The 18812-nt window shown below is 74.8% G+C and carries 4 protein-coding genes; all 4 read left to right on the forward strand.

Annotation, left to right across the window (positions count from 1 at the left end):
- The first annotated feature begins 11 nt into the window (after window positions 1-11).
- Window positions 12-13013, forward strand: a complete 13002-nt coding sequence (locus JKV81_RS30015; RefSeq protein WP_268980846.1) for a lonely Cys domain-containing protein — start codon at window positions 12-14, stop codon at window positions 13011-13013.
- Between the two features lie 22 nt (window positions 13014-13035).
- The gene (locus JKV81_RS30020) at window positions 13036-13785 is read left to right on the forward strand and encodes a type VII secretion system-associated protein (RefSeq protein ID WP_129265999.1); all 750 of its coding nucleotides are present in this window, start codon (window positions 13036-13038) and stop codon (window positions 13783-13785) included.
- A 64-nt stretch (window positions 13786-13849) separates the two neighbouring features.
- Window positions 13850-14764 carry a type VII secretion system-associated protein gene (locus JKV81_RS30025; RefSeq protein ID WP_129266000.1) on the forward strand — a complete coding sequence of 305 codons (915 nt, stop codon included), beginning with the start codon at window positions 13850-13852 and terminating at the stop codon, window positions 14762-14764.
- A 458-nt stretch (window positions 14765-15222) separates the two neighbouring features.
- Window positions 15223-18753 carry a hypothetical protein gene (locus tag JKV81_RS30030; RefSeq protein WP_202078811.1) on the forward strand — a complete coding sequence of 1177 codons (3531 nt, stop codon included), beginning with the start codon at window positions 15223-15225 and terminating at the stop codon, window positions 18751-18753.
- Window positions 18754-18812: the final 59 nt, after the last annotated feature.

Raw genomic sequence — 18812 nt, forward strand, 5'->3', positions numbered from 1 at the left:
ACCGGATCCACCTGGAGGTCTGCTGGAGCGCGTCGGACGGTGACCCCACGCGCCCGCAGCCGTCGTACGCTCCGGCCCCGCACATCGACGATCCGCTGGGCGACGTCTCCCTCGACCAGTACGTCGCCAACCTGAGCCGTCGGGAGACGGACGGGTCCACCCGGCAGACCGGCCTGAACGGCACCCGGCGTTCCACCATGAGCGCGGCCGACGGTGAGCGGGGCCGCCGGGTCCTGCGCCGGCCCGAGCCGCTGGACCACGAACTGGACCAGCTGGCGCGGGAGGCGGGACTGCACCGCACCCCGGGCGCCGTGCCGCCGGGGACGCGGGTGACGACACTGCGGCTGGTGCGTGCGCTGCGGACGGTGTTCGGCAACGAGATCGAGGACCACCGCGGCATACCCGGCGGTCGCTACGAGCAGGCGCTCAAGGCGGTCGGCGCGCTGGAGCGCCTGCGTGCCAACGACCCCCTGGTCAGTCAGTTCACCCCGTTCCGCAAGGACTTCCTCGACTTCTTCGTCCAGGAGCACACCGGCCGTGCCCCGGACCCGGCCGGGTATCTCGCCCTGCTCGACCACGCCGCGCGGCGGATCGCGGCCGATCCCACCGCCCGGCTCACGGACGCGGTGCCGTCGCCGGCGCTCCAGATCACCGTGAAACAGCTGACGGACGCGGGTGAGCGGGTGAGCCGCCGTGTGCAGTCGCTGCCCGCGTCGGCGGCGCTCACCCCGCGGCACGTGGCGTCCACCCTGTGGGCCGCGGCCCGGGCCGCCCAGATGTTCCGCCCGATGCCACCCGCGGACCGGGAGGCCATGGGCCGCAAGGTCCTGCACCTCGACAGCTCCACGGCCTGGGGCCGGTCGCATCAGGAAGCCCTGTGGGAGCTGTCGGCCAAGGCGATGGCGGAGGGCCGGGACGTCTCGGACCACGACCTGCTCGCCGCATACCACCTGGCGGAGAGCGGTGCCTTCGGCCCGGCTTCCCTGCTGAAGCAGGGGCCCAACGTCCAGGGCGTCAACTGGTCCGGCACCCCCGCACCCGCCGGGGTCGACTGGGGCACCGTGCGCCGGGCGACGCACGGGCCCGACGGGATGACCACGCACCCGCTCACGCCGGAATGGACCGGCCCGGGCAAGCCCATGCCCGTCCTGAACCTGGTCGAGGCCGACCGGACCGGCACACCCGTCCTCCACCGGCCCGGCCGCGCCCCCGTCCGCGTACCCGAGAACGAGTTCCTGGCCCTGCTGGCCATGGCCCCGGCGCTCCGTACGGTCCCGCTCGGCATTCCGGTGCTGTTCCTGACCACCGGGCCGGGGGCACTGAGCCCGCGGCTGGTGCAGCGGTTCTCGCAGCTGACCGGGCGCCCCGCCTACGGCTACAGCGCACCGATGGCGCTCACCGCCGGCAGCCCCGCCGCCCCGCTCGACGTCGTCGTCCTGCCGGACCCGGACACCGGGGCCCCGGGCCACTGGACCGCCACCACCCGGCAGCAGCCCACCACCGGGCCCACCACCTCCCAGGACCAGCTGGACCTCTTCGGTCCGGCGTCCCCGGCCGGGCAGGCGGCGGACCCGTTCCAGGACCCGGGCACCGTGCTGCGGGACGGCTCCGGCGCGGTGCGCGGACGCGACCTGGCGGGGGCGTGGATCGACCAGGTACGGATCGACCGGGTGCGGGAGGTCACGGGCGGTCAGGGCAGCCCGGAGGCACCGGGTCCTGACCGGCCCGCGCCGTGGGGCGGCGAGGCGTACCTGGTCGGGGACCGGTCCCTGGACGCACGGCAACTGAGTCCCGAGGCGTTCGCCGGGGAGCTGGCGAACGATCCGGAACTGGCGAAACTCCCGCCTCACGTGCCGGTGGTACTGGCGATCCCGTACGCGGGCTCGCAGTACCTGGAGCTGATGCGCGCGGTCGCCGTCCGGCTGGGCCGGCGGGTGTGGGCGCCCAGCGGTGACGGGCGTCTGCGGCACGACCCCGCCCTGAACGCCCATGTGCCGACGATGACGGTCCTGAACACCGCGGACTGGCACGGCGACTGGGTGCCCTTCGACCCGCCCGCGGTGCCGGCGGCCCACGAGGACCGTGAGTGGACGTCGGTCGACGGCACGACGTTCCGCGACAGCGACGTGGCCACCCGCCCCCTGGTCTTCGACCGCCGCGAGCGGTTCGGCCGCATGTCGATGAACGACGACATGGCCAGGCGGGAGGGGCTGCTGCGGGCCTTCTTCGACAAGCGGCGACTGATGCACTACGTGGCCACCGGCGAAGGCGACAAGCAGGTCGCCACCGAGCCGTTCACCCCGGACCGCGCGGTCTACACGTACTACGGCCACGGGCTCCCGGGCGCGCTGGCGGTCGTCCTGCGCGACGGCCGGACGGTGCTGCTGGACGCCGCCGACGGCGGGCGGTACATCGGCGGACTGCGCGAGGTCGGCGAGCTGCCCGCCGGCCACCGGATGGGGCTGGAGGTCTGCTACGCCGGTTCGGCGGGCGACCACCGCAACCGTCAGGAGGAGGGCCGCCCGGTACCCCGTGTGGAGGACCCCCTGGAGGAGGTGTCTCTCGCCCAGCACACGGCCAATGTCAGCCGGCGGGAGGTCGAGGCCTCGTCCCTGGTCAGGGCGTTGGACGATGACTCCCGCGTGCTGGAGGACACCCCCGGCGGTGTGATCGGGCGTACGGAGCGCGTCCGGCCGGAGCCGTTGGACGGCGAGCTGGACCAGCTGGCGCGGACCGCGGGCCTGCACCGCGAGGCCGGTGCCGTGCCGTCGGAGACCCGCGCGGCCGCACTGCGGCTGGTCCGTGCGCTGCGCCTGGTGTTCGGCCACGGCGTCGAGGACGACAGCGGTGTGCCGGGCGGCCGGTACGAGCGGGCGCTGAAGGGCGCCGCCGCACTGGAGACCCTGCGCGCCAACGACCCCGGCCTGCGGCTGCTCACGCCGTTCCGGATGGACCTGTGGACCTTCCTCGCCCGGCGGATCGGCGGGGACACCCCGGACCAGGCGGCCTACCTGCGCGTCCTGGAAGCGGCCCGGGACCAGGTGGCCCTGCGGCCGGACGCCACGCTCGGCGAGATTCTCCCGGACACCGCGCTGACGTACACCGTCGACGAGCTCTCGGGCAACGAGGGGCCGGGTCTCGTCCGGGACGCGCTGGGACTGCCCGGCTCCGTGACGGTGCGTCCGAAGGACACCGCACGGGCCTTCTGGGCGATGGTGGCCGCGACCGACCGCATCCTGTTCCGGATGGACCCGGCGGAGCAGGAGAGCCTGGGCCGCGGTGTCCTCCACCTGGCGCCCACGGACGCGTGGAGCGACGACGCGGTCATGGAGCTGACGCTCCTGGCCACCCGGGCCCACGCGCGCGGCGTGGACATCTCCGACCCGCATCTGCTGGCCGCCCACCACCTCCGGGAGCTGGGCGCCTTCAAGCAGATCCTCACCGACGGCACGGAGCCGACCGGCTACAACTGGAGCGGACGCCCGGCCCCGAACGGCGTGGACGCCAGCCGCTGGTACGCGCGGCTGAAGAGCGGCGGCGACATCCTCGACATCCCCCACCCGGCGGACTGGAGGTCCAAGGAGCCGTCCGGGGCGTCCCTGGTGATCTGGACCGGCATCCGCCAGGACGACGGCGGCATCGTCGTACACCTGCCCGGGCACCCTCCGCTGCCCGTCTCCGACGAAGAGCTCTGGGCACTTCTGGACCTGGCCCCGCTGGTGACCGAGGCGGGCGTCGACGTCCCCGTCGTCTTCCCGATGTCCGGCTTCACCGCCGGGGGACCGAAGCGGACGCAGGCGTTCTCCGACCGCACCGGCCGGAACGCCTTCGGTTACTCGGGACCGCTCGACGTCCTCGAGGACGACCCGTTCGACCCGCTGCGCATCACCGCCCTCCGCGAGAAGAAGCTGGGGCAGTGGCGCAAGACCGTCTGGAAGGCCCGGCCGGTCCAGACCTCGTCCTCGGGGGGTGTCACCACGGCCCCGGCCACCGCTTCCGGGACCTCCGACGGGGCGGCCCCGCTCTGGCCGACGCCTTCGGTCCGGCACGATTCCGGCGTCGGGACGTTCCACTTCGCGGGCCCCGGCACCGGTGAGCCGGGCGAACGGTCCGGCACCGCCTATCCGTCCACCGCCCGGATCAACGCCACCCCCGTGACCCCGGCCGGCCAGGAGGCCACCCCGGAGGCGGGCACCGCCGACACACCGAACGCCTCCGAGGGCGGTCCGGGCTGGGCGGTGCCGTCCTGGCGTCCCGCCGGGTCGCCCGGCGCCGTGCGGTTCGCGGACATGTACAGGGACCGCGCGTGGCGGCGCCTCGGCACGGTCCTGGAGCTCGCGTACGCGGAGCATCTGGGCCGGGCCGCCGGGCCCACCGAGTCCGTACGCGACGCGGTCGCCCGTACGTACGGCGAACTCGCCGCGCGCCACGGCGAGGACGCCGCCCGGCATGCCTTCTTCGCCCCGGACGCGCCCCCCGGAGACCCGGCCGCCGAGCTGGAACGGCTGCTCACGCTGCCCCCGGGGCCGCTCACCCTCGACGCGCTGACGACCGCGCTCGTGTACGCCTCGTACGCGAGCGCCGGACTGCCGCGCGAGGTCGCCGAGGCACTGTCCCGCCCGGCCGGGAACCGCGCGCGGTACGCGCAGGGCAGCGCCTACCGCGACGTGTACGACAGCCGGGGAATGCGCCGGGTGGGCGGTGAGCACGGCCCCGCACTCCGACTGCTGCGCGCCTACGCCGCGCTCGGCGCGTCGCCCGACCGGCTGCTCGCGCTGCGCGACGCGCTCGTCGCCTGGGCGGTCCCGGCCGACCTCCAGTCGCTCCACGAGATCCTGCGCGCCTCCCACCGGCTCGGCCTGGGCACCGCCGAGGAGCGTGACCTCGCCCTGCGCGACGGTGCCGGACTCCACACCTGGGTGGCGGACTCGGTCAGGGCGTCCGAGGCCCACCGGGCCGGCCAGGACGGGCCCGACCCGCGGCTCGTCCCGCCGCACCGCGTGCGGTACGCCGCCCGGATGACGTTCGGCCGGGACATCACGGGCAGCAAGCTGGACCTCCCCGGTGGCCTCGTGAAGCTGGTCGACGCCGCACTCGCCGGAACCCTGCCGTCCGACACCGACCGCAGCCGGGCGCTCCACGCGTGGCTGAACCGATACGGCGACGTGGGCAGAAGGGCCCTGGAGCGACTGGACCCGGCCCATCTGACGGCCGTACACCTCTACAGCGGTGCCGACTACCGGCTGATGAAGGCGTTCCTCAACGGCGAGCGTTTCGGCACGGGGATGGGACGGCGCCTGGTGCGCCTCAACGCCTGGACGATGACCCGGAGGATGGCCGAGGTCGGCGCCGCCGACCTCCTTCCGGCGACGCTCCGCAAGCAGGAGGGTTTCGCCGCCCTGTTCGACGCGATGTGGGAGGTGGACGACCTCCAGGAGGCGACTCCCGAGGTGGCCCGCCTCAGGCGCCGCCTCGACGCGATGGCGGACGCGGTGTACGACGAGCTGTCGCTGCACGTCGACATGACGATCGAGGCGCTGGAGATCCTGCCCCCGCTGAACGCCGACGTCTGGTGGGGCGACCGCGGGATGCCCGGCGCGCTGGGCGAGCCCCCGTCGGACGGCCCGGTGTACGGCAGGGACAGGATCACGATGCCGTTCTTCCGCAGCACGGCGCTGGTGAGGGGGGAAGCGCTGGGCTTCATGCACCGGAGCAAGGGCGTTCCCGGCGACGCGCATCGCGGGCTGGTGCACGTGGCGCGCTCGACGGCGCGGGAGGTCAACCCGTTCGCGGTCAGGCCGCTGGAGACGGAGGCCCTGTACCCGCCGGGCGCCTCCTTCGACGTCTCCACCCGGACGGTCGTCCCGGGCGACTCACGGACGGAGCCCTACGAGTCCGTCGGGGTGAGCGAGGTGACACCGCGTCAGGACGTGCCGGGCACCACCGGCCGGACCGCGGAACCCGGCTTCCTGGACGAACTGTTCGGCAACGCTCCGTCCGGCCCCGCCACCGAGGGCGGACCACGGCCCGCACCGGTGCTGCGCCCCGTCCACGGACAGGACGGCGAGCTGATCGGGGTGGCGTCGTTCGACGACGCCGACTGGGCGGAGCGGCAGGAGGAGTACGGCCGGCTGGACCGTGCGAAGGGCTTCGTGTCGTGGGAGCGCGACGGCGAGGGCCGGCCGGTGGCTGCCCATCGGACGCTGCCGGGCGGGGGCACGGCCGACGGGACGTTCTTCTTCGCGTCGCACGGCGGCGCCCGAGGGCTCGCGCTGGTCACCGAGGACGGGGCCGTGCGGCGGGACGACGGTTCGTACGCCGGGCGGCTGCTGCGGTCGGCCTCGGACCGTGGCTTCCGCAGCGTGACGGTGCTCGCGTGCGGGCCCGGCGACGTGCCGCGGAGCGAGGCCGAGGCCCGGGCACGGGCCAGGCGGATCGCGAACGGGTCGCGGCTGCCGACGCATCTGCCGGTGGGGCGCGCGGCGGTGTCCGACGGACTGCCGCACCTGCTGGAGGACGCCGACGGGCAGCCCACGGGATGGGTGACGGAGTATCCGGACGGCTGGACGGGTCCCCGCGTACCCGCCCCGGCCACGGCGGCCGGCAGGCGTACCGCGTTCGGCTATCCGGCCCCCGCCCGGTTCAACGTCACGGGCGGTACGCGGGACGCCACCACGGAGCAGACCGAGGCCGCCGACGCGGCCGGGGGAGCGACCTGGGCGGTGTCGTCCTGGCGGCCGGCCGGTGCCCCGGACACACCGCGCTTCACGGGCTTCTACCGGGAGCGGGCATGGCGGCAGGCGAGCGTCGACTGGGAGGACTCCCTCGCCGAGGCGCTGAGCGACGTCCCCGAACTCGCCGAGTCGGCCGGGCTGGCGGTGCGCGGGGTGTACGAGCAGCTCGCCGAGCGCAACGGCGACGAGCGGGCTGCGCGTGCGTTCTTCCCCCCGGACGCGGTGCCCGAGGACCCGGTCGGCGAGCTGGAACGGCTGCTCGACGAGCCGCCCGGACCGGAAGCGCTGGACGGGCTGATGCGGGCTCTCGTGTACGCCGCCTACGCCGGCCCGGGGCTGCCCCGCCCGGTCGAGGAGGCCCTCGCCGAGGGCGGCGCGCGGTCCGCGGTGGACAGCGCCTACCGCGCCGTGCACGACAGCCGAGGCTTCCGCCGGGTGGGCGGTGAGCACGGCCCCGCGCTGCGCCTGCTGCGGATGTTCGCCGCGCTCGACCTGCCGGCGGCCCTGCTGCCGGAATTCCGTGCGGCCGTGGCCGCCTGGACGATCCCGTACGACCTGCAGTCGCTGCACGAGGTGCTGCGCGCCTCCCACCTGATCGGCATGGGCGCCGAGGACGAGCGGGCCGCCGCCACCCGTGACGGTGCCGCGCTGCACACCTGGACGGTGCGCCGGTTCACGGAGAGCGGTCTGCTCCCGCTCGACGACGACGGCGGCGCACCCGCGGCCCTGACCCCGCCGCACCAGGCCTTCTACCAGGAGCGCATGACCTTCCCGTTCGAGCTCACCGGGACGATGGACGTACCGGACGCCCTCGTCACGATGGCCGGGGCGGCGCTCGACGGCGCACTGCCGCCCCGGCCGTCCCGCAGGCTCCAGGTCATGGCCGAATGGCTGGAGCGGTACGGCGACCGGGGCGCCGAGGCGCTCAGCCGACTCACCCCGGCCCACATCACGGCCCTGTACCTCTACAGCTCGTACGACTACCGGCTGATGAAGGCCGTGCTCAACGGCGAGCGGCTCGGCCGGGGCCTCAGCCGTCACCTGGTGCGCTTCCACACCTGGCGCTACCTCCTGGAGTCGGCGCGCGAGGAGGAGCTGGACATGCCGCCGCTCACCCTGGTCGGCCAACCCGACTTCGCCGATGTGTACGAGGACCTGTCCGACCTGCCCGACCTGGACACGCCGGGCCCGGAGCTGGCCCGGCTGAGGCGCCGCGCGGACATGATGGCCGACCGGCTCCACGACGAGCTGAAGCTGCACATCGACATGGCCGTCGAGGCGCTGGAGATCCTGCCGTCCGTCGGGCGGACCGCCTGGTGGGGCGAGCGGGGAGCGCCCGGACCCATCGACCGGCCCGCCGTGGACGGCCCCATGTACGGTGCCGGGACCATCGACGTGGCGTTCTTCCGCAGCACCTCGCTGAAGGTCGAGGAGGCCACCGAATTCGCCCTGGGCGACAAGGCGGTCCCCGCCGGTTCGCACCGCAAGCTGGTCGAGGTCAGGAACTCGACGGCACGCGACGGCACGCCCTTCCTCAAGCACCTCTCGGAAGGGGAGGCGCTGTACCCGCCGGGCATGAGGTTCCACGTCGTCGGCCGACGGCTCGTCGAGACCCACAGGCGGCCTCCGATGCTGCACGAGCTGGCCGAGGAGGAGACCGCGCTGCCCGACGGCCTCGCCGGGACGACGCAGGCCGACCCGCTTCCGTACGCCCCCGCCGCGTTCGAGGAGTCGGTGGACGACCTGTTCGACCTCGGTCCCGCCGACCCCGACGCGTCCGACGCCGCCGAGTACTCCGACGCCGGCTCCGACCTCGGTGACGACGGCGTCTTCGGCGGGCGGGCCGGCGCGTACCCGCGGCGTGATCACTGGAACGCCCCGTGGGCGGGTCACGAGACCGCGCCGGCCCCGGAAGGGATCGTCGTCCAGGAGATCCGCGAGAACGGCAGGACGGTCGGCAAGGCATCCTTCACCCGGCGCGACTGGGCGCTGCGCGAGCCCTTCTACGGTCGCCTGCACGAGGCCACCCACTACACCGAGTGGAGTCGCGGCCCGGCCCGGGAACGCGTGGCCCGTAGGCGTCCCCTGCCCGCCACGGCAGCGTCCGGCACGTTCTTCTGGACGTCCCACGGAGGGGCGGACGGCTATGCTGTCGCCGGTGGGAACGACATGCCCGTCGGTGCGGACGGCGCGATGGTGGGGCGCCTGCTCGGCCAGGACCTGGCCGCGGCGGGCTTCACCACCATCACCGTCCTCTCGTGCGACATCGCCACCGGCACCGGCGTGCCCACCGGCACCGCCCCCGGGGCCGACAGCCTGCGGCGCGCCGTTCGACGGGCCGAGGGGATCGCCGAGCTCACCGGCCTGGACGTGTACCTCAACACCGGCCGCACCGCGATCACCCCCGGCCGGGACGAGGACGGGCAGCCGACGGCGGACATCCACCTTCTGGAGGCCGACGACGGCAGCCCCACGACGATGCTGCGCGTCACCCCGCGCTCCCGGACCGGCACGGACCTCGGCCTCCCTCTGCCCTCGGCCCCCACCGGGGAGCCGGGCGCGTCCACCGGCGCGCCCTGGTCCGTGCCCGGATGGCGTGCCGCCGGATCGCCCGAGAGCGTGCGATTCGCCGGGCTCTACCGGGACCGGGAGTGGCGGAACTTCAGCTACCGCTTCGAGCTGGGCCTGGCGCAGAAGCTGGCCGCCGACCCCGAGGCCGCCCAGGGTGCTGTGCGCGCCCTCACCCGGCTCCACCACGTCCTGGCGCAGCGGCACGGCGCGCTCGCGGCGGACGGTGCCTTCTTCCAGGGGCCGGAGGCGCGGCAGTGGCTCGGGGAGCCGGACGCGGTGCGCCGATTCCTGGCGGCCGGGCCGTCCGTACCCCACCTGATCCAGGCGTTCGGCCACGCGGCGTACGGCGACGCGGGGCAGGTCACCCTGCAGCACACCGTGCCCGGCTGGCTCCGCTCACCGTGGGCGCCCCGGCCGCCGGGCCCCCGGCAGGGGGCGTACCGGACCGCGCACGACCCGCGTGGATTCCGCTACGTCGGCGGGGTGGTCGGACCGGCCCTGTGGCTGCTGCAGGCATACCGGGCGATCGGGGCGAGCGGGCCCGAGCTGATGGCCTTCCGCAAGGCGCTGCTGGCCTGGTCGATCCTGACCGACACCCAGTCCCTGCACGAGGTGCTGCGCGCCTCCCACATGGCCGGCGTGGGCACCGAGGCGGAACGCGTCGCGCTCACCCGCGACGGTGCCCGGCTTCACCAGGTGGCGGGGAGTGCCTTCGGTGTCGGCCCGGCGCTGCCGCACCACCACGTCTACGACAGCAGGACGCGCTTCGTCTCCCGGTACGACGTCGCCGTACCGGGGGACATCGCCCAGGCCCTGAGCGGTGCGCTGACCGGGACGCCCGTCGCGGAGGAACTGGTGCGACGCTCCGAGGTGGCCGCCCGGTGGCTCGAGCGGTTCGGGGAGCAGGGCCGGGCGTCCCTGCGCGCCCTGGCCCCCGGCCACCTGACCGCGCTGTTCCTCTACACCAGCCAGGACCACCAGCTCTTCAAGACCTATGTCACCGCGGGCCGCTTCGGCGAGGCCGTCGGCCGCTGGATGATCAGGCAGAAGGTGTGGCAGTACGCGCAGGAGGACGCCGTGAACAACGGCCAGGGCCTGCCGGAACTGCTGACCGACGACGAGGACCTGAGCGACGCGACCGCCGATCTGCAGGACCTGGGTCCGGAGGCGACCGGGCCGGACGTCCAGGACATCCGCCGCCGGGTGAACCGGATCGCCGACAAGCTGTACGACGACCTGGCCATGCACGTCGACATGGCGGTCGAGGCGCTGGAGATCCTGCCGCCGGTCAACGGGCCGGTGTACTGGGGCGGCTGGCTCCCGGGGCACCTGAACGCGGTCCCCCAGGACGGGCCGCTCGTCACCGCGAACACGCTGTACATGCCGCGGTTCCGCAGCACCACCGAGAGCCGGGAGACGGCGGAGAAGTACACACGGGGCGACCTCAGGGAGATGGGCGACGCCCAGGACCGGCACGCGATGCGGGGGTACGTGGCGAACTCCACCGCTCGGCCCGTCGCGCCGTTCTCGGCATGGGTCGGCGAGGAGGAGGTGCTCTACCCACCGGGCATGGCGGTGAGCATCGTCGGCCGCGACATCGTGACGGAGCCCGAAACGGGGCTGGACTTCGCCGACTACGAGTTCCTGGAGGCGCCCGCCCACCCGCACCCGGCCTATCACAACGCCGAGGACGGGACGTCGCCGCGGATCGTGGAACTCACCGACGACGAGGCCACCACCGCGGAGGCCGACGCCCCCGCACCCCCTGACGGCTACCGGCGCACCGGACCGTACGCCGCCGAACTCGACGGCACCGTCTTCGCCCTCCACGAGTCGCCCGGAGAGGGCGACCGGACCGTCGCCACCCTGCTGTTCGCCCTCCGTCACGTGGCGGCCGACGCGCTCCGGGAGGCGGGCATCGAGACGGCCGACGACTTCCGCACCTGGCTGGACGGCCGCATCACCGACGACGACGTGTCCGAGACGGAGGTGCCATCGCTCGACGGGAACCAGAGCCTCCCGCTGAGCCTCCTGGACCGGATCGGGGCGGCCCTCGACATCTCCCTGCGCACGGAGGGCATGCTCCTCGGCGACAAGCTCCCGGCCTCGCGGATCCCGCTGAGCCCCGCACAGCGTCTGCGGGTGCTGATGACGGACGCCTCCTACGGGGCCGAAGGCACGGCCGTGCCGATGGGACCGCTCGTGGCGGCGGTGGTCCGCGGGCTCGGGGTGAGCGTGGCCGTGGCGGGGCCGGACGGCGAGCCGGCCTTCCACGGGGAGCGCACCGGCGGCGCGCCGCCCGCCCTGCTGGTCCGCGACGGGGACCGCCACCTCGCCGGACTCCCCGACGGACCGGGCGACACCACCGCCGAGAGCGGGGCACGGCTCGACCGGGTGGTGGACGCCTTGTCCTCGGCCCCGGTGTCCGTGCTGCGCCCGGCGGCGGCCGTGCAGGCCCCGGAGTGGATCCGGGCCCGCATCCGCTACACGGCGGAGGCGGCGCGCTTCGAGGAGCGGCTGGGCCGGTATCTCGGTGGCCACGAAGCGGCGAACGCCCAGCTGGGCGTGATGACGGCGGAGCTCTGGGTCCGGGCCGTGGCGGCGGGCCGCTGGGCGGAACTCGGCTCGGACGACCCGGCCGTCGACGGCGCGGTGGGCACCGGCCGTGACCGGCTCCGGGCCGTGGCGGAGTCGGGCAACCTGCGCGAACGCATGGGCATGCTGTGGATCGGCGCCCAGTCGGCGGACGGGAACGGGGGACTGATCTCCGACCTGCTCGGCAGCCCCGACCCGAACCCCGACGTGATCACCGCGGAGTACCGGTCCTCCCGGCCGCCGTCGCAGACGATGACGGCCTACCAGGAGCTGAGCGGACGGCCGGACAGGACGCCCGAGGAGCAGACGTTGACGGCCCGGGCCGAAGAGGTGCTCCGGGCACCGCTGCGCCCCGAGGACCTGTCGCCCCCGCTGAGCGAGGCCGAGCGGGCCCTGATGCCGGACGACCGCATCCCGTGGGTCCCGGGGATGCACCGCTACGACATCGCCATGAGCAGCCTTCCGCAGTCCGCGGCGGAGACGAAGGGCGCCCTGGTCCGGGCCGGCACCTCCGGATCGTCCCACCGGCTGATGGCGCAGGCGGTGAAGATGCGTGAGGAATGGGGCCTGGTCGTCGACCTGGGCCTGGTGCGGATCGCGCTGATGGCCGAGATGCTGCAGGCGGGGCACCACACCCTGGACGAGATCATGCGGGGCAGCCAACTGGTCCTCGACCGCCTGAGGCGGGACGGCGCCCCGGAGCCGGCCGACCTCGACTACGTGGACAACTGGGGCCGTTACCACCGTCTCGCCCCCTTGACCGAGGCGGAGCTGCGGCAACACGTGGCCGTCGACGGCAGGTTCCCCGACGAGCACGTGCTGGACGCGGCCGTCCTGCCCGCAGGTGAGGGGCCGACAGGTCCGGCCGACCCGGCCGATCCGGCGGTGGCCGACTGGTCGGCGGAGCACCGGGACGTCCTGGACGACGCCCTGGACGTCCTGGCGGCACTGGGACCGTCGGCCCCCGACGCCCTGCCCGGCCCCGACGGCGGTGTTCTGACCACTGACCGTCTGGAGCGCCTGGTCGACGCGTGGTTCCGGGCCCGGAACCTGACCCCGGCCGGCTCCCTGGCCGACAGACTCCGCTTCATACTGAACGACTACCGTGCATAACACCCCAGCCAGCGAGGAGCTCATGAACGACAACACCGCCGGGGCCGGGGCCGCCGACGACACCGCGCCACCGGTCCCCGAGGAGATCGCGGAAGCCGCCCGGCTCGCTCCCGACCACTGGCTGGGCATGGTCGACCCCGCGTGGCCGGGGGAGGGCGAACCGCCCGACTGGGCGGTGGTGGGCCGGTGGCGGTCCGGTCAGGACGGCGAGATCGAGGAGTGGAGCCCCAACGAGGAGTACCGCCCCTCGCCCCAGGCGCTCGGCTGGCCCGCTCCGACCGACCCGGTCGACGAGGCGGTCCAGCTCGCCGCCACGGGTTACGGCCCCGGTGAAGCGGTCTCCCGGACGCTGGCCGTGGCGGAGGTCGCCGTCCTGCTCGCCCCCGGTGGCGGCCCGCTGTCGGCCACCTCGCCCGACGGGGCGGCGGTGGTGCCGGTCTTCACCTCGCCCACGTACCTGCACGCGGCCGGGCGCTTCGGCTACGAACTGGCGCCGGTGCACGAGGTGGTGGACCGGATACCGGAGGGCCATGTGCTCTACCTCAACCCCTCCGGACCGGTCGGCATGGCCGTGGAGACCGACGCCCTGCGCCAGGCGGTCGAGGCGGCGGCCCGGAGCGCGGCGGAGGCGGGAACCGAGGAGGTGGCCGGAGAGGCGTCGGCCTCCCCGGCGGCAGGTGGCGCGGACCTGCCGACGCGTCCGGCCACCGCGATGCCCGCCGGCGCCCGGACCGGCCCGGAGGCGGCCGTCGCCCCGGGCACCGGCGACTGATCCCGGCCGCACCGCACCCCTCACCCCACCGATCCGACAGCGCACACCGATGGAGTTGCCCCCCATGACGAGCCCTTCCGGTACTCCGGACCACGAGCCCGAGACCACTGCCGAGGCCGGGCCGGCAGGCGGGGGGCCGGCCCCTTCCGTCGCACAGGGCGGCCCGTCCGCCGTACTGAAGGGCCGGCCCGGCTTCCGGGAGCCGCCCGAGGACTACGTCAAGGCCGCCAAGGTGGCGCCCGACCACTGGCTGTCCGTGATCGACCGGCACTGGAGCGGTGACGAGGGCGAGCCCCCGCCCTCCTGGGCGAGCCTCGGCCGCTGGCGCAGCGACGAGCACGGGGAGATCGTCGAGTGGGAGGCGAACGCCGAGTACCGCCCCTCACCCGACGCGCACGGCTGGGCGCCGCCGGTCGGCCCCGTGGACGCCGCCGTGCAACTCGTCGCCACCGGGTACGCCTCGCAGGACCTGTTCGCCCTGATGCTCGCCGACGCCGAGGTGGCCGTATGCGTCGACGGCGACGGCGGCCTGGCGGTGACCGACGCGGAGGACGGGACCGAGGCCGTCCCCGTCTTCTCGACCTCACCGGAACTGGAGCAGGACAAACTGCCCCCGCACGAGGTGATGTTCGTACCCGATCTCCTGGACCGGCTGCCGGAAGGGAAGGAGGTGCTCTTCCTCAGCTCCTCCGCCCCGGTGGGCCAACTCGTCACGGCGGACGCGCTGCGGGCGGGCAAGGCCGAGCTGGAGAGGTACGCGGCGCTGGAGGACTCCGGCGCCTGGCCGTCCGACCCCGCACCGGCCGGCGGCGCCCCCGAAAGCGACGCGGATTTCTGGGGGACCGGACCGGCCGACGGCCGGCCCGGCTTCATGACCGCCGGACAACTCCCGGGGCCCGAGGGGGCGGTGGAGGGTTCCGGTACCGGCCCGGAAGCCACCGAGGACCGGGAGGGGCGCGGGGCGGCGGAGGACAGCTGATCCGCGGGCGGTCCGCACCGGGCGACGGGTCCGCGCGGGCCACCCAATGGGAAGACGATGTGTACGGTTGACGCTTGAACGGTATTCTCGGGCCGTCGTCCCGGGCCGCCTCCCGATCCGCGGTGGATGCCGGTCTCGCGCGACCTGCGATTCCGTTTGCCGGCCGAGAGAGGGAACGAGGCGGCGGCGGGCAGCGTCTACAACGTAGTAATAGTGTCTCCCGTGTTCCTCGGGCCGGACCACGGCCCGCCGTGTCACCCCGTTGTGTTCCGCACCCCCGGCACCTCATGGAAGGGACCCCGACTCAGTGGTCCGCACCATCGGATTGTTAACTGAGCAGGGTGAGTTCGAAAGGATGGACCGTGTCTTCGGCTTCTGGAGTGCCCGCCGGTGAGTGAGTACGACGACAGGTCCGTCCCGTCGGCGGCGGAGTCCCCGGCCGGCAGGGGGGCCCGGCAGTGACACGCTGGGGTGGTCCCTTCGCACGCCGCCGCGCCGAGCGGACGTCGGCCCCGGCCGGGCGCAGGCCTGCCGCCGTCCGGCCCGCCGACGACCGGCCGGACGGCACAGCGGCGGAAGGGCTCCTGGTCGAGGACCACGACGGCCTGCTGCTGCTCCGGACTCCCTCGGACAACGCGCTCACCCCCGCCGACGTCGCCGACCTGGCCCGGGGCATGCGCACGGACGACGGCACCGTGACCGTCATCGCGGGCGCCGACGGGATGGAGACCCCCGCCTTCTGGCCGAGGCTGAGCGAACTGCTGGACTCGCTCAGCGAGTCGGGCGCCGACACCGTACGGCTGGTCATGCCCGGCGCCGGGCAGGACGTCAAGGACCGGCCCGCCACCGCCCGCCGGATCGCCGATGCCTGGGGGGTCGAGGTCAAGGCCCCGGACGGGGCGCCCCTCGTCGTACCCGGCGGCTCGCTCTTCGTCCCTCCCGCCCCCTCCGCCGACGGGAAACCGCCGGCGGGCGGCTGGTGGCGGTTCGCCCCCGGCGCGGACCCCGAACCGCTGGGCCCGCGCAGTCCGGAGCCGTCCTGGCAGCCCGCGCTGCGCCACGTCCCGTCGGACACGTCCGGCGGGAGCGTGGTGGAACAGATCCCGGCCGGGCTGCTGGTACGCCCCGCAGGCGCCACCGCGACCCAGCCCGGCGACCTCTACCACGCCGTGCCGGTCGACCCCCGGCGCCCGGCCGTCGTGATCGGTGTGCCCTACGGCGAGGACGTCTCGGCCGAGGAGGTCGCCGAGGTGCTGGCGGCCCTGCCGGAGGAGGTCAGGTCCGGCGTACGGCTCGCGCCCGGCGGCGGGTATGACGTGCTGCGGCTGGCGCAGGCGGTGTGCGACCGGCTGGACACCGACGTCGAGGTGATGACCGGGCTGCCGCTCGTGGCGGCGGCCGGTCCGCTGGGGTCGTACTCCGTACGGTCGGTCCTGGCCGCGCCGGACGGAACGCCGAAGTGGCTGCCGTTCGTGGACGCCGTCGTGTGCCGGCCGCCGGACGAGGACGGCCACGCCCGGCCGCCCCAACTGCTGCGCTGGACACCCCCGCTGGCGGGGCCCACGCGCCCGGAGGAGGGTGTGATCGGGCTGACGGACGGCTGGCAGGTCACGGTGACCAGGGCGGGCCTCTGGGTCGGGCCGCGCGGCGGCCCCCGGCTGTCCCCCACGGCACGTCAGGTGGACGCGAAGGGCCCCGTGATCGAGCTGGGCATGCCGGGCGAGCTCATGGACGCGTCGCTGCTGCCGGCCCTGTCGAGCCTGCTGGGAGCCCTCACACCGGCCCTGCGCGAGCGCGCGACGCTCCATGTGCACGGCGTGTCCCACGACGGCGGCCACGGCCTGCGACGACTGGCGGCCCAACACGGCCTGCGCACCCTCCGCTACGCCGCCCCCGCGCCGGCTCCGGCCCGGGCCAGGCCGACGGCCCAGGCCCAGGCCCGGCCCCCGGGTCCGCCCGCCCGGACGGCGGCCTCGGTTCCGCCCCCGCCCGCCGCTTCGGCGGGTACCGGTGCCGCCGCCACAGGGCGGCCGGAGTCGGTGCCGGGACCGCGGACACAGTCCGCGCAACCGAGACTGCCGGGCCGACCCGCGCAGCCGGGGCCGTCACGACCGGGACAGCAAGGACACTCTGCGCAGCCCGGGCGGCCGAGCCTGCCTCTGCGGCTGCCGCGGCCGTCCCAGCCGGCGCAGCCGGACCGAACCGCCGGACCCGGCCGGCCGGCGGAAGGTGGTGCACGGGCCGAGCGCGCCCGGCAGCTGCGAGAAGCCATGGGCCTGGAGACAGCGGCGGACGCCAGCGCCCCGGCACGCGCCGGGACGCCCGGACGGCCCCCCGGCTCGGGCGCGGCCGAAGAGCCCGACGGCCCTTGGACGTCCGGCGCGTCCGGCGCTTCCGGCGCGTCCGGAGCGCCTGCTGCGGTGCCAGGGCGTGCGGCTGATTTCGTGCGTGCCGGTGCTCCCGACGCGGCCGGCGGTCCTGCGGCGGCAGAGGGGCCGCCCGTACGGCCCGACGGCGGGGACCCGGCCGAGGGCATGAGAACGGCCGAGGGCGCCGGAACGGACGACGTCCCGGCGGGGACCGGTGGTCCGGAACGAGCCGACGACCCCACGCGCGCCGATGCTTCCGTGAGCGGCGACCGTTCCGATGGTCCCGCGGCCGAAGGGTGCCCCGCCTCGGCGGACGGTTCAGGACCGCCCGCCACGCGAGACCCGGCCGCCGGGCCCGCAGGCGGCCCCCGCCTGGGCGAGACCGAGGCACCCGGGAGCCCCGACGTCGTGCCCCGGCCGGAGCCCGATATCGTGTCCCCGCCGAAGCCGGTGCGCGTGGCGTCCGGCGCGCCCGCGGATCCCGCGCCCGCCATCCCCACGTCACCGGGGGCCACGGCGTCACGGGACGTGAAGCCCGACGTACCGGCTGCACTGGCGGAGCCGGGCGGTACGGGGACGGCCGACGACGGAGCAGGCGAAGCCGACGGAGCAGGCGGGGCGGCGGAGAGTCCCGGCGCCCCGCCTGCTCCGGACGCGCCGCAGACCATCGCGACGCCCGACACCCCGGACACCCGTGAGGCAGCCCCGGGCTCAGCCGCCGACGCAAGTAGCGCCGCAGATGCAAGCGATGCCGCCGATACAGGCGATGCCGCAGATGCAAGCGATGCCGCCGGCACAGGCGATGCCGCCGACGCAAGCGATGCCGTTGACGTGCCCCAAGCTCCCTTGCCGCCCGTCCCGTTCGACCTCGGACACCGCAGCAGCGAAGTGGAGCGGACCGCCTTCCGCGCGCTCGCGGACGGCATGTGGGACAGGCACGGCGCGGCCGTCGCCCGCTCCCTCGCCCGGATGCCCGCCCTGCGCGGCAAGGAGCAGGAGGCGGCCCGCGCCGATCTGATCGCGCTGCGGATGTATCTGCACATTTCCGAGGGCCCGTTGAGCCATGGCGCCGTGACCCGGGCCCTGCGCGAGTACGAGCCCGACATGCTGCCGTACGGCGCCTGCGTGGCCTCGGCGCTGAACCGGCTGCCGTCCTACCGGGGCGCGGTACTGCGCGGCATGGGCAGTGATCCCACCGCCGAGGGCTCCGGCGCCCCGGCTCTTCCCCGCCCCGGCACACTGCTGCGCGATGCGGCCCTGCTCAGCACCACACCGCTCGATTCCGCCCGGACGGCGACGCCGCCGGGCGGGAGCTACGTCATCTGGTCGGTGGCGGGCCGTCGTGTACGGCAATTGTCCGACCACGGCCGTGGGCCCGACGAGGTGGTGTTCGCTCCGGGAACCCTCTTCCGCGTGCTGGACGTCCGTCGCGACGGCCCGGCTGTACAGATCTATTTGCGTGAACTGACCGGTCCTGCCACGGCGACCAAGCCCGATCCCGACGTGGATCGAGCCGTACTCGCCCGGTTGGACGATGTCGTGCGCGGGCGCTCGACGGCACCTGCGGGCACCGGCCACTGGCCGGAGCGCTGCGTGGGTGCCGTGGGCGCCGGGCCGTGACGCGACACCGAACCCAGACATGAGTAAGGAAATTGCATGGCACGTGAGCATGATCCTTC

The sequence above is a fragment of the Streptomyces silvae genome, assembly GCF_016745505.1.
GTDB classification, from domain to species: Bacteria; Actinomycetota; Actinomycetes; order Streptomycetales; family Streptomycetaceae; genus Streptomyces; species Streptomyces silvae.

Excerpts from the sequence above, each read along its gene's own strand:
- JKV81_RS30020 (WP_129265999.1), top strand. The coding sequence starts at position 13,036 with ATGAACGACAACACCGCCGGGGCCGGGGCCGCCGACGACACCGCGCCA.
- JKV81_RS30025 (WP_129266000.1), top strand. The coding sequence starts at position 13,850 with ATGACGAGCCCTTCCGGTACTCCGGACCACGAGCCCGAGACCACTGCC.